Origin of the sequence: Brevinema andersonii, from assembly GCF_900112165.1 — a bacterium.
Lineage (GTDB): Bacteria > Spirochaetota > Brevinematia > Brevinematales > Brevinemataceae > Brevinema > Brevinema andersonii.
In genome coordinates this window covers 1-21,368 of the sequence record NZ_FOKY01000018.1, presented here as the reverse complement: position 1 = coordinate 21,368, position 21,368 = coordinate 1, and the positions used below count along the sequence as shown (strand labels likewise).

Below are 21,368 nucleotides of genomic sequence, written 5' to 3'. Positions count from 1 at the left end.
CTAGAAAAGCAAGATGTTTTTATATTTAAGAATGAGTAGTTTAAGAAAAAATTGACTCCTTTTTAATTTTGATTTATAATAATCATGCAACATCTTAGCTGGCAAGATGCTTATCCGGTTTCTGGATTTTTAGTAGACAGCATTTCCGTACCCCTATTATTAGTATAGCAGCCTGCAGAGGCTCGTACGTTTCTGGGCGGTGCGATAATTTTGCCATATAGCCAAGATGTTGCAGCGTGCGGCTCTGCAGGTTTTTCTATCCCAGGCAAGCGCGCTGGCAAATTGGCACTATCTCAGGTTATTTGGGGCAAACTTCTAGAGAACAACGTGCAGTAGTCCTAGATTATTGTACGTTGTTTTTTAAGAATTTTAGCATTTATTTTAGAGAAAATTTGATATTCTATACATATAACTAAAATTTAATAATAATTCTTAACTATTTTAATTTAATTAACATCTAGATCTCTCAATAACTATAAAAAGGAGTATTCCATGTCTAAACCATTATACAACAAAATATTATCTTTTATTTTGATTAATCTTGGAATTTTTTTATTTTTATTATTTATGAATTTAATAATAGCTGGTGATTCTTGGGTATATTCTGCAACTTATCCAATAAATCCTCCATTTCATATTGGTGGGCATCATCCAGGCAGGCATATTGGTGAATTATTAGCAATTATTCCCGGTCAAATTATTGCTCCACTCTTAGGAAACGTCATCCATAATCCCTTTTTAGCTTTAAAAATATCTCTCTCCATAACTAATGTTTTACTAATGTTTTTACTGATCTATGTATCAACATATTACGTAAAAAGCGATTTATCTTCATCAGATAGAAAAATACTCACTATTTTGTTATTTTTCATGTTATTTTTATTGCCGACTGCTTTTCATCCTAGATTAGCTTACGGTTGGTCTTATATTTTTCATCAGATGATGTTGGGTAGTTTAGCTATTTCCTTAAGTGTATGGGGATTTTTTTTATATTATTATGAAAACAACCGTTTCCCGTGGAATATGGATGCTCAACCCTATTGGACTATAGGAATTATGTTACCTTTAATGTATATTGCAACAGCCGGAAACGATACAGCTAACTTTATTACTCTTCCATTAACTTTTCTATTTTTATGCTATCAACTTCTTAAGATGTTTACTCCAGACTTATTTGAGGATAAAACACCTATCTCTATTTTAGCTATTATTTTGCCTATTTTTTATATAGTATTTGTATTATTTGCTACGTTCAGGAATATGTACAGGGCGGATAGAACTAATGGAATAGTACCAGCATTGAATCCGATCACGTGGATCAATAGAATACGTGAATTACTGTCGTTTTGGGAGGCATGGCCATTAGTTGCTGGTGCAGTTGTAGGATTATATTATGTTACAAAAATCATAAAAAATCGCTGCATAAAAAAATCTGATTTTTTCATTTTGATAACTCTAACAGCAACATACAGCAGCATTTTAATATGCGCTGTGACAGGAGCTACCTATTTGGATTTATCGTTATGGTTTTTATGGCTGATTTTACTACATATAGCATATCGCTCCTACTATTCAAGCAATACATTTGTTTTAGCCATAATGCCGATCACTCTTTTATGCTTAGGACTACTTTCTTTAATTCCTCTACGTAGATTTGTTTATGATATGCGTTTGATGCAAAATGACGATTACAAACTTGTCCAGTTGTTTCAAGAAGCCGAAAAGAATAAGAAAAAAGAAATATTTTTGAAAGAATCTGATATTAAACAGCCCCTTCCAGTTGGTTTGGGCTGGGAACACCAAATTTCTGCTTGGATGCTAGTTAATGGATATACCTCAGAGTATATTGTTTTGATTACTCCAGAAAACACAAATAGGCTACACATTGGTCCTTAATCAAGATCTTCTATAGGAGTAAGAATATCAATAGGAAATATCTTTATTTCAGCACGATTAAGCACTATATTTTTATAACACGCTTTTATTTCTAAACAATTAGGTAAATATATTCGTATGCCATCCTTAAATATTTGCTCATAAGCATTAGTAATAATTCTGCATATATGTTCTACTTGTTTAATACTGGATGCATCTAATTCAGCAAAATGATTGAGTAAATTAGATAATTCTACCAGATGATTTCTGCCTACTTTATGGATAATATCATTTTTTATCAAGGTTTCTAAAAAATTTTGCATATAAGTATTCCATTTTTTAGAATAAATTCCATTTTCCAAATACTTTTTTCCAACTCCTGCATAGTAACGTAAATATAATAATACTTCATACAAATATTCTTTTCCAAAAAGCTTTTCTATTAATTGAGAAACTGCTAATATAGAATACAATTCTGGTATTTTAACCCTATAAATATCAAAACTATCAATATAAGGAACTTGCATTTCCTCAGATATAAAATGAGTATGCCATGTACCTTTATAAGGAAAATAATAGATAATACTATCAAAATAATCAGCACTTTTCATTATATTTCCAAAGAAAACAGTATGAGTAGTATGTTGTGGCAAAATGAGCAAGGAAAGCTTTTGTTCTAAATCTGCTATTCTCTGACCATAAAGTATTGCATGGAGTTTTTCTAAATCAAAAATTTGTCCCACAGCACTGTGTTCTTCATTAAAAATCTGAGGTACACTTGGCAGATCAGCATTTATTGATATCTTTAAATCTTCGATAGTACTTTGTCCACTATTTTTTATTGTAATATATGTTGGAGTTAATTCTTGATTAATATTTTTGTCCTTGATTTGAACATCAGAAATGTTTATAATGTTTCTATGGACAGGATATATGCCTAATTGTGTTCTTAGCGGCTCTTCTAATGCCCTAATAGATACTAAAACAGCAGCAATACTACCTATAGCCACAGCCATCTGTAGATATGTATCTAAATTAATACTTTGAAAAAAAGATACTATTTGAGTCACAAAACTGCCATATTCAAGCATATAATCCCTCACAACCATCAGAACTATTTTAAAAATACAAAATTTGACAAATATTTGACAAATATTGTAAAACATGCTAAAATAGAAAATATAAATAATAAGAGGGTCATTATGAATGTTATTATTAGTAAAAATCATGAAGAAAGTTGTCGCAAAGTAGCAGATTTAATTATCAAGATTATCAAGAACAATCCTCACCCTATGTTAGGCTTAGCAACAGGTGGAACTACAGAATTAGTATATAAAGAATTAGTAGAATCTTACAATAGAAAAGAAGTAAGTTTTCAAAATGTATCTACTATTAATTTAGACGAATATGTTGGCTTGCCATTAAATCATGAACAAAGTTATCAATATTATATGGACTATCACTTTTTCAATAAGGTAGATATCGATATCAATAATACATACATACCACAAACCAATGCAAATACAGAATTAGAGCTTGCTCAGTTCAAAAACAAATTAGCAGCAAACCCTAGAAATTTTCAACTTTTAGGTATTGGTTCTAATGGACATATTGCATTCAACGAACCTGCCGAACAACTACATGCCGATGCTTACATTGTTGAAATTGCATCTGAAACAATAAAAGCTAATGCCCGGTATTTTAGCAACGAAAACGAAGTACCTAAAACTGCATTTACGCAAGGTATTGGTGATATTTTAAAAGCAGAGGTTATTGCTTTGTTAGCTACTGGTCCAAATAAAGCAAAAGCTATACAAATGTTATTATCAAATGACGAAATCACTACATTTTCACCTTGTACCTTCTTAAAAGCTCATCGTAATACCACTATCTTCATTGACCAAGAATTAGCAGATACAATAAAATATAAAAATAAATAATGTTACTTATAAAATCTCTAAATATTGAATAAGATCAATAGTGTAAAATAATACATTAATACTTAAAATGCCCGTTGTGATTATATTAATACACCCAATAAGTACACAATTTATATTTTTTTAATTTATTATAATAATTCACTAACCAATCTACGCAAGATCTTACTATTCTATTTAAAAAATAACTTTTATGATATCTAGTTATTTAGTTGTTAATTTTATTTCAAATAGACAAATACTTGATAAGTATTATATATCACTTCTTCATAACAAATGCTTTTCCAGAAATAACTTCTTGCTGTTTTTGATTGAAACAAACTGTTTTAAGAATTACGTGATTTTTTTCTGGTATAATTTCTTCAATTTCAACTTCAGCAGTAATTGTATCTCCAATAAATACAGGTGCCGCAAATTTCAAATCTTGCCCTAAATAAATTGTTCCTCCTCCAGGTAGTTGCGTACCAAGTACAGCAGAAATCAAACTTGCTCCTAACATCCCATGCGCAATACGTTTTCCAAATACAGAAGTTTTTGCAATTTCCTCATTCAGATGCAAAGGATTATAATCTAAAGAAACAGCTGCAAACATTAAAATATCTGCTTCTGTAATGGTTTTTCCCAATTGTGCTTTCATTCCTATTTTTAATTCTTCAAATTTCATATTTTTTCCTCTTTTTTTATTTTAGGTAATTCATCCGCTAAAGTATCTACTACTCCTTCGAGATCACAAACCAATCCTAAATCACAAATATTAAAAATAGGAGCTTCATTATCCTTATTAACTGCAATGATATAATCCGATTCTTCCATTCCTGTAGTATGCTGTATAGCACCAGAAATACCAAAAGACAAATATATATCAGGACGAACAGTTTTTCCTGTTTGACCAACTTGAAACTCATGAGGAATCCAACCTTGGTCTACTAAAACACGAGAAGTTGCTACTGCTCCATTCAATGTTTCTGCAATAATCTCTAATTTTTTGAATGTTTCTTGTTTTTTTATTCCTCGACCCCCAGCAATAATAACATTTGATTGAGTAATATCTTTCATTTCTTTTTTTTCGTGCACTATTTTCAACAATTTCACTTTAAATAATGATGGATCAAAATTTATCTGCACTGAATATATTGTTCCTTTACGTGATGCATCAAGTTGCATTTTTTGCATTACCCCAGGACGCACAGTAGACATTTGAGGTCGATGGTTCGGACAAACAATCGTTGCAATCAAATTACCTCCAAAAGTAGGACGAGTCATCAGCAACTCCCTATTCTCACCAATGGACAAATGAGTACAATCTGCTGTCAACCCTGTTCCTAATCGTGCAGAAATACGTGGTGCAAGATCACGGCCAATTGTAGTTGCTCCGAATAATACAATATTTGGTTTTAGCTGTTGCAAAATTTGTGTTAATGCTTGAGCATAAGGTTCTGTAACGTAATCTTTCAAATATTCATCATCAACATACAATACTTCATCTGCTCCGTAGTGAATCAGTATTTCTGTTAACTGCTGTATTCCGGAGCCTAATAAAACAGCAATCACCGATTCATTTAACATATCCGCTAATTTTCTGGCTTCATGAAGCAGCTCTAAAGCAACTGGCTGAACGATAGAATTGCGTTGTTCAATAAAAACAACAACATTTTTATACTCCTGCACATCCATACTGGACTCCTTAAATGACAAATTTTTCTTTTAATTTTGCTATAATTATTTTAGCTCCTTCCTGAGGGGAAACTTCAAAAACTTCTCCTTGAGCCTTTGCGCCTCGTGTGACTGATTTTGCAACTTTTGTAGGAGAACCTTTTAATCCTATTTTATTCTCATCAACCCCTATACTTTCAGCATTCCATATTTCTATTTCCTTATTAAAAACATTAACAATACCTTTCACACTCATATAACGAGGCTTATTTGCCGAAGATAACAAGGTAAATAAACAAGGTGCTGAAACCTCCAATTCTTGATATCCGTCTTCTATAGTACGTTTTACTGTAAAATTTTTACCATCCTGTGTTTGAATAGAACTGACATAAGAAATTTGAGGCAGATCTAATAAATCAGCAATTTGAGGTCCAACCTGAGCTGTATCTCCATCAATAGCCTGGCGTCCTGTAATAATCAAATCTGACTCTATTTTTCTAAGCGCTGCAGCTAAAGCTTGGGAAGTGGCCAAAGTATCAGCACCAGCAAATTTCCTATCTGTCAATAGAATAGCATTATCTGCTCCCATTGCTAATGCTTCATGCAGCATTTTTTCAGCCATAGGAGGACCCATCGTAAGCACAGTAACCTGCGCTCCTAATTGATCTTTTAATTTTAATGCTTCTTCTAAGCCTGCTTTATCATCTGGATTCATAATGCTCGGCACTCCGTCCCTAATCATAGCTCCTGTTTGGGGATCTAACCGAACTTCTGTGGTGTCAGGTACCTGCTTTATACAAACTGTTATTTTCATTTTTCCCCCTACTTCAACAACGCGGCACTAATAACCATACGTTGAACTTCCGATGTACCTTCATAAATTTCTGTAATTTTTGCATCACGCATCATTCGCTCTACGGGATATTCTCGTGTATATCCATATCCCCCAAAAAGCTGTACTGCTTGAGTAGTTACTTGCATAGCTGTCTCTGATGCAAACAATTTAGCCACTGCTGCATCCATAGAATAAGGAATTTTATTTTGTTTTTTCCATGCGGCTTTATACGTCAAGCAACGTGCTGCCTCAATTTTTGTTACCATATCTGCCATTTTAAACTGCGAGTTTTGAAATGATGCAATTGATTTATTAAATTGTTTTCTCTCTTGAGTGTAGGCAACAGCAGCATCTAAAGCTCCTCGAGCAATTCCCAAAGCTTGAGCCGCAATCCCAATACGTCCACCATCAAGCGTCATCATTGCTACTTTGAATCCCTTACCAAGACTACCAAGCATATTTCCCTCAGGAATGCGACAGTTTTCAAACAAAATTTCACAAGTTGCAGATCCTCTGATACCCATTTTCTTTTCTTCTTTGCCCACAGAGAAACCAGGCCGATCAGACTCAACAATGAACGCAGTAATTCCTTTCAAACCTAAAGATCGATCAGTCATCGCAAACACAATATATACATGTGCATAGCCCGCATTAGTAACAAAAAATTTCGACCCATTCAAAATCCATTCTTTAGTCTGTTCATCAAAAATAGCAGTTGTTTGTTGAGACGAAGCATCTGTACCAGCTCCCACTTCGGTTAAGCAAAATGCCCCTAACCATTCGCCACTCGCCATCTTAGGAATAAACTTCTTTTTTTGTTCTTCCGTACCAAATTCATAGATGGGCATCATCCCTAACGATGTATGAGCAGACAAAATGACTCCCGTAGTACCGCAAACACGTGACAATTCCTCAACAGCCATTGTATACATTAAATTATCACCACCGGCTCCACCAAGCTCTTGAGCTACAGGAATACCAAACAACCCTATTTTTGCCATTTTTTCGACTGTTTCCTGTGGAAACCGCTCTTCTTCATCGATTTCAGCAGCAATAGGCTGCACTTCCCTCATAGCAAAATCTTTAATCATCTCATGAAAAAGATTTTGCTGTTCTGACAACGAAAAATCCATATTATCTCCTCATTGTTTTATATCAGCTACATTACTAAACCACCATCTACTCCTAACACTTGCCCAGTGATAAATGAAGAATCATCGCTAGCCAAGAAAAGCACCGCATTTGCAACATCTTGTGGTTCCCCAACTCTTCCAAGCGGTGTTCTCGAAATCATAAAATCAATAATATTTTGAGGCACAGCGTCGCTCATCGGAGTGCGAATAAATCCAGGTGCTATGCTATTCACACGAACTTGAGCTCCTTTACGAGCAAACTCTTTTGCCCATACTTTGGTCATACCAATTACTCCTGCTTTTGTAGCAGCATAATTAGTCTGACCAATATTACCATATATTCCTACTATAGATGCCATATTAATAATACTTCCAGAACCATTTCCCATCATAACAGGAGCTACTGCTTGAGTCATATTAAAAACACCTTTTAAATTGACATCTAATACCTTGTCCCACTGATCTTCTGTCATCTTTTGTATCAACGCATCAGAAGTAATCCCAGCATTATTAACTAAAATATCAATATTTCCCTTTTTCGCAATTTCACTGATAAATTTTTGAATATTTTCTCTATCCGTAACATTCAAATCAACAAATTCAATATTAGGATTAGAAGAATCTCCAACACCTAAATCTGTTGCATAAACTTTAGCACCCTCTTTAGCTAGCGTTTCTGAGATTTTAAAACCTATACCTCTTTTAGCTCCTGTTACTACTACTATTTTACCTTGCAATTTCATACTACTCTCCTGATATGAATATTTCTTAGTAATAAATTAATTATTATTCTTTGAAAAGGCATATTACACATTGTGAATTTTATCACAACATATAATATACTTTATTAATATTATATATATCTAGTAGAAAATAAATCAAGTAAATAAATAAAAACAGCATAAAATATCTATTTTATGCTGTTTTACTTTCAAAGGTTACTCTTCAATATCTGAAACCGAAGAAGTTGAGTAATCATCTGATGATATTGATATTGCAGGATCATCTACTTCAGGTAAATCAGTTGAATCAGGAGGAAGAGTATGATTTAAACTATTCAAATCAGCAACAGAATCATAAGAATAGCTATCATAAGTATCAGATGATTCATTATTAAGGGCTCTATTTGTATCTTCCATATTAGTATCAGTATCTATCTGATACTGTTCACTCTGCTTTAATAATTCGTCAGCTAAATTAGCAATCGCTGCATCGGTAGCACGCTGTGCATTCAATGCTGCCTGTGCTGCTTGTACTGCTTGTGCTTGTGCTCTTTCATTAGCTACTAGCTCTGTAACAATACGTTCAGCTGCTAAACGTGCTGCTTTTTCTGATTGAAATTTATCTTCACTTGCTTGTTTGGCTTTAATAGCTTCAGCCAAACGCTCAGCAGCTATTTTATCCAGCATAACTTGCTGAGCTTTCCATTTTTGAGCTTCTTTATTCCATTTTTCTGCTTCATCACGCCAACGTTTTGCTTCAGCTGTCCATTCATCAGCCTTCTGGCGTAACTGTTCTGCTTCAACACGTGCCTTTGCTGCTTTCACTAGATCCGATTCTACACGTGCTTTTTCAACTTGAGCTTTTAACTGATCCACTCGAACAGAACGCATCTTAATAAACAAATAATCAACAATTGGCTGTTCTCCAGCCCGTGCTGCCATCGTCATGGGGGTATAATTTTCATTGTTAACAATATATAAATCAGCACCGCTATCTACTAAAAATTCTACAGCAGCAAGCTGCCCCGAAACAGCCGCATAATGTAGTGGAGTAAATCCTGATTCATCTTGTTTGTTAATATCGTATCCTTTATTTATCAGTACTTTCAGCATTTCAACATATCCTTGTGAAGCTGCCCAGTGTAATGGAGTGTAATTTGTAGAATCAGCAGTCTGCCCAAATATTTCGCCGGAAATCACAAGAATAGATAGCATCCATATTATTTTTTTCATAGAGCGTGCCTCTTTACTATTATTTATTTTTACTTATCGTCATTTTCTAAAAAAATTAAACATTTTATCGTCAAAAATTAGTTCTTACAATAATACCCGGATTGCTATAAGGAAAATTTCTGGCATTTAATGCCATACTAATAGTATCAGGAATGCCTTTATCTTTATAAGAACGCGGTACATACGCCCCCACATCAACTAGATAATAAACCAATTCTCGATGACCATTCCGAGCTGCATAATCTAGAGGAAATAAACCAAAACTATTTGTTTCATCTACTTTAGCACCAAAGGTAATGAGAAAATCAACAATCTCACGGCTCCCCCCCGCAGCAGCAAAATGTAAAGGGCTGTTACCTTCTTTATTAATATGATTGAGCTCTGCACCATATGTCGCTAATAAAACCACTAACTCATAACTATTAATTTGCGTTGCCAATAATAAAGCTGTATGCCCTTCCTTGCTGACAACATTAACATTAGCCCCTCTTTCAACAAGCATACGCGCTGCAGCTATATTACTTTGATATACAGCCCACATTAAAGGACTATAACCATTTTTATCTTTGGTATCAATTTTTGCACCTTTGCTCAAAACAAAATTTAAATATTCAACATTGCCAGAATAGGCAGCATTGTACAATTTCTGATCCCAATCCTCGGAAAAAGCATTGATATTTGTTGTTTTTGAAAAAAACGCAGTATCCTGTATGTTAAATTCGCCAGCAACACTGAAAGTATTTATAAATAAACAGATCAATAAAAAGGAAAAATCACTCTTCATAAAAACTGCTCACTATTAATTTCTTACGATATTATACTCTACACAAAATTTTCTGTCAAAAAACAAACCTGCATTTTTATTAATATAATAATTAAATAATATTTAAGAAATAAGTTGCAAACAAAAGATATTATTTATAATCCCTAGTTAAACTGAAATTCACTTTATTTTACTGACTAAAAAAATCCACTTGCCCTAACAAACCTAAATCATACATTTTATCTATGGGAGTGATTAAATCATTTCCTGAAGAAGCCATATAAAAAAATTTTTTAGTCATTTGAGGCAAGTTCATAAACACTGAAGATTGAAATCCACCAATATATTCTATATTATCTGCATATAAAGTATATATTATCTCTGTCGGAATCAGGTGAGGTAAAACATCTATATCACTAGGAACATCTTGTATTGGACTTGCAGGATGAGGTTTATAGAAATAATCGTATTCTTTTCCGTATTTTTGCTGAGTTTTTTTAATATAATCATTTCTTCTTTGCTCGTAATTTTCGATCCTATGAGAACCTAAAATAATAATTTTTTTCTTAGGAGACTGATTAAAAACCTCTTCGATAGTCTTGTTATCTAAAGTCGTCTGATCCGAAAGCTGCCATTTTTTGTCCAATCCAAACATTTTAACGTAAGTATTTTTATATACTGGCAGTAAAGACTGGGCATAAGCATACAAATCTATTTTGTAATATCTCGCCCGGGCTTCCGGATTTTTTTGAAAATCAGATGCAATTTCAGGAACAATAGTATCAACCAACTCAGGCCATGCCAACCAAAATACATAGTTGCTGTAAAGATAAGGAGGTACACAAAATGCATTATAATCTTTTTTTTCTATGGTGTACGGTTTAGCAACCAAAGACTTTACTAATTGTAGATCATTATTCCATTGGGTTCCGCCTGTTTCCTTATTATATCTTTGGTCAAAACGGGTATAAGAAGCCGTGCCGTCTGTGATCAATACACCTTGAAAACGCGACTGATCTATACCATTATTCATCAGAAAATATTCAATACGATGATTTCTTAAATCATTAACGTAAAATGTAAATGTAGCATCAGGGTTTGTTTCTGTTATTTTTTGAATTTCCCGAAACAATTCATCTTCAGAAAAAACTTCCGTAACATGAGAAGGAAGATGATAAAGAGTTTTCCTATTAGCGGTAATAGATTTTCCTTGAATTAATAGCGAAGGTTTAGTATGAGTGACCATATGAATCCCCATATACAGAGTAGGTAGTGTTGCAGAATCCCAATAAACAACATAACAAGTTTTTTTATATCTTTTCATACAAGAGTAGGTTTTAGTATAGGAGTAGAATAATATATCATAGTCTACGATACTCTTTTATTTTTTTTGTTTATAAATTGCTATCCCTTAAATTTCTATACCTACTGTAATAGATGAAAATAAAATTTTCATAACATAAATTTGAAAAAAAGGAAAAAAAGGGTTAAAATAATGGAATTAAAAATTAATATTTTTAGGATTATAAATATGTTCAAGAAATATCGTTTTAAAAATAGAATTCAAGCGGATATCAGTATGACTCCAATGATCGACATCGTATTCCAACTACTAGCATTTTTTATGATTACTTCTACTTTTATTCAAACATCATCACTTAATATTGACCTACCTAAAGCAAAAGCTTCTGACATCTCTGTGCAGCAAAATAGTACCTTAATTATCCAAAAAAACGGTACATTGATTTGGAAAGAAAAACCAATATCTGCAGAAGAATTACCTAAAACTCTAAATGAATTCAAATCTACACACGCTGATGCGGCACTTATTATCCAAGGAGATGAAGATATTCCTTATGGACTGTTAGTTTCCATTATGGATGCAGCAAAACTTGCTGGTATTGATCGTTTAAGCTTAGCAACCGTACTGAAAAAATAATAAAAGCAGGTAACTATAATGGCAAAATCAATAAAACCAATATCTTTATCATATTATATTATTGGATCTATCGGCATTCATGCTATTGTTTTCGGCATTTTTACACTGCTATCTCCCTTAACAAAGCAAACAGAAACTTACAAAATTATTGCAGTTAATATCAGCACCATTAGTTCGGAACGTTCTGCACCGCCTATTAAACAAGCTCAGCCTATTATTCCTCCGGTAAAAAAAATCGTAAAAAAGATTCAACAAAAAGATCTATTGCCTTCGCCTCCTAAATCCGATAAAAAGCTGACAAAATCTTCGCCCTCTACAGAACCTATTGAAGAAAAAAGTACTTTGCCTAACTCTGCCATTCCAGAAATAATACCCGAAAATAAGCAAAATGATACAATTACAGAAAAATTGGACTCCATCCTTCAGAAAAAAGAACAAACACCAAATAAAAAAGCAGATGATTTTTTAGCTAATGCATCCTGGATTGGCAAACCAAGAAAAACTATTGCTTTTCCAAACATTTCAGCGCGGATTTCAGAACTCCAAAATATACAAGGTTATGGATATTCAGTTACAGCAAGGATTACTTTTACTCCACAAGGGTGGGTGAGTTCGGTAGAACTTATACGAGCTTCAGGAGATCCACGAATTGACTACATTTTCAGAAATGAATTACGAAAAATTCGCATCGAGGAAAATAAATCCGGTCAGGTTGACACTGTTATTAAAACATTCAATATTTCCGTAAGATGAAAGGAAAAATAATGAAAATTTTACTGGGAGATTTTGGTTCAGGAAAAAGCACTGCAATTTTAAAAGAAGCAATAACATGCTTAAAAAATAAAGAAAATATATGGATTGTTGTCCCATCACGGCATCAAAAAGATGCATTATTATTAAATATAATGCAAAATTTAGGAGTATTAGTTGGTTCTCCTATCCTTACTTTTAACGATTTAAAGAGAAAATTGAATTTATATTTACCACATAGTATTAGCAATTTTGAAAAATTTGTTATTATCTCAAGCATCATTCAGCGTCAAGAAAAAAAATTTCGTTTTTTCAAAGATATCAATAAACGTCCAGAAATTATAAAAATGATCTATCGTTTGATTTCTTCGTTACGTGAGCAAAATATTCAAGTATTACCGATCATAAAATTATTAGAAGATAAAATTCATGATTTAAATCTTATTTTAGAAAGTTACAGACATGAACTTCTTCAACATCAGATTTATGATCAAAAGTTAGAAATCGATATTTTAACAGAAAATATCCAAGCAAACAAAATAAAAAATTTACCCCAACACATTTATATTGATGGATTTATTGATTTTACTCCTTTACAATTCAAATTGTTGACAACTTTTATCAAGTATTTGGAACAACAAGGCACACAAGTAACAATGACTTTATTAAGTACAGATCACACTTTATGTACTAATATACTTCATCAAATTATCAAGCAATTTCCTAATGCAGAAATAAAATATCTTAGTTCAACTTGTCAAAATATATTATCTTCCAGTTTTCTTAAGAAGGAATCGATTGCATCTCCAATCAAAATTACAGAAATACAAGCATTTGGGCGATATAAGGAAGTACAAGAAGTCGCTAACCAAATAAAAAAACTCTGCCTCTTTGAAAATTACGAACTAAATGATATTTTAATTATCACAGATCAATATAATACATATTTTCCTATACTGACTTCTATATTCAACAAGTTTAATCTCCCTTTTGTTTTTAGTAAAGATGAGTTGCTTTCACAAAATCCACTGATTATTTTCATAAAAAAATGTTTGTTACTTGCGCAAGCACCCCTGACTCATGAAACATTAGATTATTTTGCCCAATCGAATTATATCCGATCTGATTTGCGTTATACTTTCGGACAAGCAGCTCATTTATTACCGTTTCCTTTGCAAGGAAATTGTGAGGCTTGGGAAGAAGCAATTGAAAACCACATTCATAACGATCCTGAAAATAATGACATTGAACAACTCTACCGTTTAAAAGATGCAATTCAACAACTCTCAAATCACTTTTTTATACTGGCTGATCATAAAGAACACTCTGTAGAAGAATATATACGATATATTATATCCATATTGAATTTTTTTGGACTCCAAAATATTTTGACTAATCCTTCAGATACAAAAAATTCACTGTTAGAGGAAACTATTAATAGAGATTCTGCAGCTTTGGATAAATTAAAAGAAATCTTCACCGAACTTCAATCTATTCTAGCAAAAATAAGACCTTCGAATTTAAACTGGAAGTCCTTTATGTTTTATTTTACTGCTATTATCGATGAAACACGTTACCGATTATTCAATTTTAAACAAAATATTTTGCGGATTGTTTCTGCTGACGATGCAAGGGGATTGTTCGCAAAAACAGTATTTGTACTGGGAATGAATGAAAGCTTATTTCCTTCTTTACCACGTCACGAATTGTTTGATAATCAAGATAAAAATCATCTTAATCAAATATCAAAAAAAATTCTTGGAAAAAATTTATGGCAAACTGATACTGATTTACTTTCAAAAGAAAAACTAATGTTTGCATCAATACTATCGCGTGCAACCGAACAAATTTTTTTCTCTCATACTCCGATTGATGAAAAAGGTAACTACTATATTATATCAAATTTTTTAAGCAATTTATTAAAATACCAAACAGAATTTAAAAGGATTCCTGAGACTAATAATACAAATAGTGATCCTTACTGGATTAATCCCGAAATTTTCTTATCTAAAACAAATATTAATCAAATATTCGCTCATGAATTGATCCCTTTGTCGTCTATTAAAACAGAAAAAAATATTAAAGTAGAACAAATATATCAATATATAAAAAATATTGCTTATGCAAACATGCAATTTGATTTGGATCGTTCCCCACCAAATAATATAAAAATATTTTTTGGACAACTATCAAAAAATTCTCAAAGCACTATGATCTATCAAGGTGACATTATTACAATTTCACCTACTCGATTGGAACGATTGGGAAGATGCCGCTATCAAGGATTATTACAGGATATATGGAAATTGAAAAAACGTACTCTTCCTCAATATACCCCTAAAACAGCAGATTATGGGACATTATATCACAATATATTAGAACAATATTTGAAAATAGAACCTAAAACTTTCGATCCTTTATTATTAAAAACGATCATCGATGAATATATTAGTATTTCCCATCAAGAAAAATTTTTTCGTTTAGATTATAATTATATATTTTATATTCTCAGTACTTTTTTACAAACTCAAGAATCACAAATATCTCAGCAACAAGATATTTGCTTTTTGGAGTTACAATCGGGAGAAAATCCTTTGATAAAAGATTCGGTAATTATTAATAACAAAAACTTTCTAATAAAAAGTAGAATTGATAGAGTTAATAGAGATAAAATATCAGGAAATTATCATATTATTGATTACAAAAAAAAAGGAATTAGTTCTTATAAACAATATCAAAAAATTCCATTTTCTTTATTTCAAGGCTTTATTTACGGGATCATACTTATAGAAAATGGTTTTACACCCATTAACAGTATCAATTATTTTTTTCTTGAAAAAAATCAAAAATTTGAAGAAATACCCTCTAAAATATTCCCTACAATATCATCATTACAAGAATTCAAGATCAAGGAGCTAATACAATTAATAGACTTGGTATCAGAGGGAAATTTTTCTCCTTTTACTTTAACAGAAGATTTAGGGCCAGAAATATATACTCTATTTTTGAACACTTTCGGAGATGATTTTAATCGTGAATTTCAACAAAAATGTCGTTACTGCGAAGTAAAAGATATTTGTTTACGAAAAAATAAACTATTTAGTGACTACTAACCCCATTCTTTCAGCAAGAGCATTTATATCATCACGAAAGACTAAATCAGCTTTGTTGTCAAACGGTGTAGATAACTCATTAATAATGACCAGTTTTGTATGATCTTTACAATAATCAGGTAAGCCAGCTACAGGATACACAGTCAATGAAGTTCCAATTACTAATAATAAATCTGTCTTTTGTATTTCTGTTAAAGCTTTTTCAAGATCCTTGATATATTCTCCAAAAAATACTATATCCGGTTTCATATAATTTTGACATTCATCACAAATAATCAATTCACCACTAGATAATTTTTCATAAGGAATATCATCTATTCCTACTCTATGGTGCATAGAGTTAACGCATACATATTCTCGAATATGACCATGAACTTCTATTACATGAGAATTTCCGGCTTTTGTATGAAGTCCATCGATATTTTGAGTAATAATACATTTCAACTTACCCATATCTTCTAATTTTTTCAGCATATAATGCCCTTGAGATGGTTGAGCATCTTTCAAAAGAGGATACAAGTTCGCAAAAAAATTGCTAAATATTTTAGGATTTTCTTTAAATGTATGAATATCAAAAATACGTTCCCCATCTATAATAGGATCCGCATAAATCCCTTTAGGTCCACGGAAATCAGGGATCCCCGAACTCGTAGAAATCCCAGCTCCAGTTAATGCAACAATATTATCAGATTTAATAATTAAGTCCATCAATGCATCATAAGATTTAGACAACATAGAATCTCCTCTACTGTGTGATCACACGTAAAAATTTGAATTTTCCCACTTTTATCACATATTGAGATTTTTCAATATGCGATAATATTATATCTTCAGTAATTTTTTCCCCATCGATACTAATAGCTCCTTGATGAATAAGTCGCCGCACAGCACTTTTACTGCTTTCAAACCCTAATTTTTCTATAATATCCACAAGAGTATACACCAGTTTAAAAGTTTGAAAATTGATGATCTTTTCCATAAAGAACAATGCAAAGCAAGATTTCACAGCTTCAGACTGATATTGCATCACAATCCTTTTAATTTCCTGATATTGCTCATCCCAATTCTGAATTTCTGTTTTTTCGAATATTTTTTTAGATTTTTCTTGAAAATCTTTCAATATTTCCAAAGGATTACAATCATTAATTTCCTCTTTTTGAATCAAAAATTCTTCAACCGCTTTAATATCTATAGTTTTATAAAAATCTTCTAATTGTCTATAAGGGCTTTTTAGAAAATATTCCGGCATTTTTTCAGGAGTTAACTTATTTCTAAAAATATTATTGAAATGTTCCATAGCCTTTTCTGCATCACGTGGAGAGTAATACTGAGTAATAATATTTTGAGCTAATTCTGCTTTCAAGTCACGTGGATTTTCTCCGTTGTTTAGACGTTTTTCGGTAGATGCTTCTGATTGATCAGTTAATAATTTGAAATATTTCATCATCAAACTGTCAGGAATACTCATAATCTTTCCAAAAATACTTTCAGGTGTCTCAGAAATACCAATATAATTATTAAGAGATTTACTCATTTTTTGTATACCATCAGTACCTTCGATGATAGGCATAGTAAGAATAACTTGAGGTTCTAAGCCTAAACTTTGCTGCAACGAACGCCCAAATAACAAATTAAATTTCTGATCAGTACCTCCTATTTCAACATCTGCATTCACTGCTACAGAATCATATGCTTGAGCCAACGGATACATAAATTCTATTAGCGAAATAGGTCTGTGCTCAGAAAAACGTTTAGCAAAATCATCCCTTTCTAACAACTGAGCAACAGTTGTTGTTGCTGTTAACTTTAAAATATCAGCGAAATCTAGCTTCATAAGCCATTCCGAATTAAAACGTATTGTCGTTTTAGCCGAATCCAATATCTTAAATATTTGAGATTGATAAGTTTCTGCATTTTTCAAAACTTCATCTCTGGAAAGAATTTTTCTCGTTTCATTCTTCCCAGAGGGATCTCCAATCATTGCTGTAAAATCACCAATAATAAAAATAATTTCATGCCCTAAATCTTGAAATTGTTTTAATTTCCTTAAAATAACCGTATGGCCTAAATGAAGATCAGGAGCAGAAGGATCTGCACCTAACTTTATTTTTAAAGGAATATTTTTTTGCAATTTTTTTAACAATTCATCCTCAGGAAGACAATCAATTGCTTCTTTCTTAATAATTACTAACTGTTCTTCTGGATCTAACATAGGCACCTACTATCCAATATCATCTATATTTGTAACAAAATCTGCATTAGAAAGAATAAATTCTTTTTTTTCTACAGGATTACCACTTTCTCCCATAAGCAAATCAATTCTTTCACGTGTAACAACTTCATTATTAATTTCCACTCTTCGAAGCTTGCGAACACTAGGATCCATAGTAGTTTCCCACAACTGATCAGCATTCATTTCTCCTAATCCTTTATATCGTTGAATTTCCGCTCTTTTTCCTGAAAAACGCGGACTTTTCAATAGCTCATCCTTTTCTCCGTCAGAGTAAGCATATACACTATCTTTCCCTGCAGAAATTCGATATAGTGGAGGCTGCGCAATATAAAGATAACCTTCATTAATAAGGGCAGGCATAAAACGGTAAAAAAAAGTTAATAACAAAATTTGTATATGCGAACCATCGACATCAGCATCTGTCATAATAATAACTTTATGATAACGTAGTTTCTCGAGATATCCATCTTGCTGAGTCAAGCTTGGAGAAATACCAAGCGAAGCAAAAATCATTTTGATAATTTCACTTTTAAGTACATCTTGTTTTTTAGCAACATTCAAAATTTTTCCACGTATCGGCAAAATTGCTTGAATTTCGCGATTCCGACCCTGCTTTGCCGAACCTCCAGCAGAATCTCCTTCTACAATAAAAATTTCTCTTTTTGCCGGATCTCGAGATGTACAATCTGCTAATTTCCCAGCTAATATAGTCAATGCTTCCTTTCTCTTCAACTTACCAGATCTAGAATTTTCTAACGCCTTCTGAGCTGATTCTAAAGCTTCCATTTCCTTTACAGCCTTCTCAAGAATCTGCTCAGTAATATCACGATGTTTCTCTAAATAATTTGCCAACAGACTTTCCGTAAGAGTACGAACAATTGCTGAAGTTCGAGCAGGTTCTGTAAGTTTGTCTTTAGTTTGACCTTTGAATTCAGCATTAGGCACTCTTGTATTTATAATACAGGTTAATCCAATAGACAAACTGCGTTTTGTAATACGTGTCCCCTTTTTATCAATTTTCCAACGTTCACCATATGTTTTCATCAATTTTTCATATGCTGTCCAGAATCCATCTACATGTAAACCATGGCTCTTAGTATGAATAGTATTTACATAACTCAGTATGATAGGATCGTCATTAGTAGTGCGGTATTGAAAAGCAATATCTATACTAATGCCATTTTCTTCACCAACAATACGAACTGGTGCGTTAAATAACATATCAGCATGGAGATTGATATCAGATTTCAAAAATTCTGCTGTACCACCCTGATAACAAAATTCATGAACATTTGAAGTTTTATCTGATTCGGATTCAGATTTCTGAAGAAGATTAACAAATGTCATTTTTAATCCTGGATTCAAAAAAGCACTTTGTTTCAAACGTGCAATCAGAATTTCAGGATTATAGTGAGTAACATCACGAAAAATCGTTGGATCAAGTTTAAAACGCACAACAGTTCCATTTTTATTTGAAATCCCAATTTCATGAAGCGATACCGTTTTAATTCCCTGCTCATAACGAATACGATAAATTTTCTTATTTCGGTGAACATCTACTTCCATAAATTCAGACAGCGCATTAACCACCGATAGTCCTACCCCATGCAGACCACCAGAAACTTGATAGGAATCATTATCAAATTTACCTCCAGCATGAAGTTTCGTCATCACCAGTTCAATTGCAGAAATTTTTTCATTTTTATGAATATCAATTGGTATACCACGTCCATTGTCTGCCACTTCTAAAATACTATCCGAATATAATGTCACAGTCACTTCCGAAGCATAACCAGCTAAATGTTCATCTACAGAATTATCAATAATTTCAAACGCACAATGGTGAAAACCTTCGATACTTCTATCCCCAATATACATATCAGGACGCATACGAACATTATCAGGAAAATCTAATGCTATAATTGAAGAGGCCGTATAATTTGACTGACTCATAAAATCCTCGCTTTTTATTTTATACTAAATATCATTATTATAAACAGTTGGGATACCAGGACGAATCGTTCCGTCTGAATTGACAGTATATTGCTCCTGAGCAATCTTATACAAAGGCAGGTCATGGAGTGAATCAGAATACATTTTTATCACTTCATATTCTTCGCCCGGAAAATTTTTATCCATATATTCATATAAGCGGATCACTTTTTCTTGTTCTTTACAATTTTTACCAACAATAACCCCCGTCATTCTGTTATTTTTGATATATAATCGGGTTCCTAAAAAAAAATCAGGTTGTATATATTGGATAATCGGCACCAAAAAACATTCTGCAGATGCTGAAATAATTCCTACCTTAAAACCATCACTTTTATCATTTTGCAACTGTGTTAAAATATCAGAAAACAAATATTTTTGATTAATTTGCCAAAAGATTTGAATTATTTTTTTCCATTCTTCGACTGTAAACAATTCCATAAAAGAATAGAATTCACTTTTCATGACCTGAAAAGAAAAATGACCTAATTTATAAGCAATCAATGCCCAAATCATACGAGGTAAATATTTTATTATGCTTGGTTTGCGACGAAACAAAAAAAATATCAGTTGACGCCCTGTATCATATTTATAAAGAGTTTCATCAAAATCATAAATAGACAATCTAATCATAATATCCTAATTCTTATTACACTATTATTTTATTATATAAGAAATAGTTCTTTTTCGCAAATTATCTATCAAAACTAAATTTTTCCTATTAGAGAATAATAAATCTTATTGATATCCATTGCTTTCGCCGAGATGACAATATCTACAAACTATTCATATTCACTTTTGTATTGCAACAATGTATATTCATCATTTTATTTTTATCAAGCCTTTGCATCAGCATTATTGTTAAGAGAAGTTTGATTTGAGACTATTATAAGAATGATTTGAGACCTGAATGAAGCTAGACGCTGACGAGCTTAAGAGGTAATTTAAGAGGAAAAACCTCGGACATCTAAGACTTGAAGAAGCTGTATCTTGCCTGAACGCCCCATAACCTTATTAAACTTAAGGATGGGGCGTTTCTTAATTCCAGTTTAATTCCCGACCCTGCGACATTTAAAAAAATGATTGATTTTGAGGCTTAACCGGCGACATTTTTCCTAAGTGTTTGTATTTCTTTGCTTTAGGATGATAGTGATGATGGCTCGGATCCAACGTTCTTTGATTTTGAATTC

Annotated in this window: 19 protein-coding genes; 5 read left to right on the top strand and 14 right to left on the bottom strand. The window is 32.3% G+C overall.

What is annotated here, in order from left to right:
* Positions 1–110 precede the first annotated feature (110 nt).
* Positions 111–269 (bottom strand): hypothetical protein, encoded by a 159-nt coding sequence (locus tag BM018_RS07870; protein ID WP_159428163.1) that lies wholly within the window; start codon positions 267–269, stop codon positions 111–113.
* 223 nt (positions 270–492) lie between these two features.
* On the opposite strand from BM018_RS07870, the gene BM018_RS06385 reads away from it, so the two are divergent.
* Positions 493–1,896, top strand: coding sequence for a hypothetical protein (locus BM018_RS06385; RefSeq protein WP_092319786.1), 1,404 nt, complete (start codon positions 493–495; stop codon positions 1,894–1,896).
* Here the strand turns inward: BM018_RS06385 and BM018_RS06380 are convergent.
* Positions 1,893–2,966 (bottom strand): hypothetical protein, encoded by a 1,074-nt coding sequence (locus tag BM018_RS06380; RefSeq protein WP_143280446.1) that lies wholly within the window; start codon positions 2,964–2,966, stop codon positions 1,893–1,895. The genes BM018_RS06385 and BM018_RS06380 overlap by 4 nt on opposite strands.
* Before the next feature lie 111 nt (positions 2,967–3,077).
* Here BM018_RS06380 and BM018_RS06375 point away from each other — a divergent pair, with 111 nt between their 5' ends.
* On the top strand, positions 3,078–3,815 hold the full coding sequence (locus BM018_RS06375) for a glucosamine-6-phosphate deaminase (protein WP_092319782.1): 738 nt from the start codon (positions 3,078–3,080) through the stop codon (positions 3,813–3,815).
* Positions 3,816–4,071: 256 nt separating this feature from the next.
* On the opposite strand, the gene BM018_RS06370 is transcribed toward BM018_RS06375, so the two are convergent.
* The 8 genes from BM018_RS06370 to BM018_RS06335 form a co-directional block, all read right to left on the bottom strand.
* A complete protein-coding gene (locus BM018_RS06370) occupies positions 4,072–4,476 on the bottom strand; it encodes a MaoC family dehydratase (protein ID WP_092319780.1) in 405 nt (134 codons plus the stop codon).
* Positions 4,473–5,486: an electron transfer flavoprotein subunit alpha/FixB family protein gene (locus BM018_RS06365; protein ID WP_092319778.1), complete on the bottom strand. Its 1,014-nt coding sequence runs from the start codon at positions 5,484–5,486 to the stop codon at positions 4,473–4,475. Before BM018_RS06365 ends, BM018_RS06370 begins: the two co-directional genes overlap by 4 nt.
* 10 nt (positions 5,487–5,496) lie before the next feature.
* Entirely contained in the window at positions 5,497–6,279 is a 783-nt protein-coding gene (locus BM018_RS06360) for an electron transfer flavoprotein subunit beta/FixA family protein (RefSeq protein WP_092319776.1), read from the bottom strand.
* A gap of 8 nt (positions 6,280–6,287) precedes the next feature.
* Entirely contained in the window at positions 6,288–7,433 is a 1,146-nt protein-coding gene (locus BM018_RS06355) for an acyl-CoA dehydrogenase (RefSeq protein WP_092319774.1), read from the bottom strand.
* 26 nt (positions 7,434–7,459) lie between these two features.
* A complete protein-coding gene (locus BM018_RS06350; protein ID WP_092319772.1) occupies positions 7,460–8,176 on the bottom strand; it encodes a beta-ketoacyl-ACP reductase in 717 nt (238 codons plus the stop codon).
* Between the two features lie 195 nt (positions 8,177–8,371).
* Entirely contained in the window at positions 8,372–9,388 is a 1,017-nt protein-coding gene (locus BM018_RS06345; protein WP_092319770.1) for an ankyrin repeat domain-containing protein, read from the bottom strand.
* Positions 9,389–9,458: 70 nt separating this feature from the next.
* Positions 9,459–10,172, bottom strand: coding sequence for an ankyrin repeat domain-containing protein (locus BM018_RS06340; protein ID WP_092319768.1), 714 nt, complete (start codon positions 10,170–10,172; stop codon positions 9,459–9,461).
* A 169-nt stretch (positions 10,173–10,341) separates the two neighbouring features.
* Complete coding sequence (locus tag BM018_RS06335; protein WP_092319766.1) at positions 10,342–11,397, bottom strand: hypothetical protein; 1,056 nt, start codon at positions 11,395–11,397, stop codon at positions 10,342–10,344.
* 285 nt (positions 11,398–11,682) lie between these two features.
* On the opposite strand from BM018_RS06335, the gene BM018_RS06330 reads away from it, so the two are divergent.
* The 3 genes from BM018_RS06330 to BM018_RS06320 are packed head-to-tail and all read left to right on the top strand — an operon-like array spanning position 11,683 to position 15,953.
* Positions 11,683–12,090, top strand: a complete 408-nt coding sequence (locus BM018_RS06330) for an ExbD/TolR family protein (protein WP_159428218.1) — start codon at positions 11,683–11,685, stop codon at positions 12,088–12,090.
* An 18-nt stretch (positions 12,091–12,108) separates the two neighbouring features.
* Positions 12,109–12,843 carry an energy transducer TonB gene (locus BM018_RS06325; protein ID WP_092319762.1) on the top strand — a complete coding sequence of 245 codons (735 nt, stop codon included), beginning with the start codon at positions 12,109–12,111 and terminating at the stop codon, positions 12,841–12,843.
* Positions 12,844–12,854: 11 nt separating this feature from the next.
* Complete coding sequence (locus BM018_RS06320; protein ID WP_159428217.1) at positions 12,855–15,953, top strand: PD-(D/E)XK nuclease family protein; 3,099 nt, start codon at positions 12,855–12,857, stop codon at positions 15,951–15,953.
* Here BM018_RS06320 and BM018_RS06315 read toward each other — a convergent pair.
* The 4 genes from BM018_RS06315 to BM018_RS06300 are packed head-to-tail and all read right to left on the bottom strand — an operon-like array spanning position 15,936 to position 20,811.
* Complete coding sequence (locus BM018_RS06315) at positions 15,936–16,688, bottom strand: SIR2 family NAD-dependent protein deacylase (RefSeq protein WP_092319758.1); 753 nt, start codon at positions 16,686–16,688, stop codon at positions 15,936–15,938. The genes BM018_RS06320 and BM018_RS06315 overlap by 18 nt on opposite strands.
* A 10-nt stretch (positions 16,689–16,698) precedes the next feature.
* Positions 16,699–18,165, bottom strand: coding sequence for a tyrosine--tRNA ligase (gene tyrS / locus BM018_RS06310; RefSeq protein ID WP_200778576.1), 1,467 nt, complete (start codon positions 18,163–18,165; stop codon positions 16,699–16,701).
* A 9-nt stretch (positions 18,166–18,174) separates the two neighbouring features.
* The gene (locus tag BM018_RS06305) at positions 18,175–20,139 is read right to left on the bottom strand and encodes a DNA gyrase/topoisomerase IV subunit B (RefSeq protein WP_092319756.1); all 1,965 of its coding nucleotides are present in this window, start codon (positions 20,137–20,139) and stop codon (positions 18,175–18,177) included.
* A 24-nt stretch (positions 20,140–20,163) separates the two neighbouring features.
* Complete coding sequence (locus BM018_RS06300) at positions 20,164–20,811, bottom strand: HAD family hydrolase (protein ID WP_092319754.1); 648 nt, start codon at positions 20,809–20,811, stop codon at positions 20,164–20,166.
* Between the last annotated feature and the right edge of the window lie 557 nt (positions 20,812–21,368).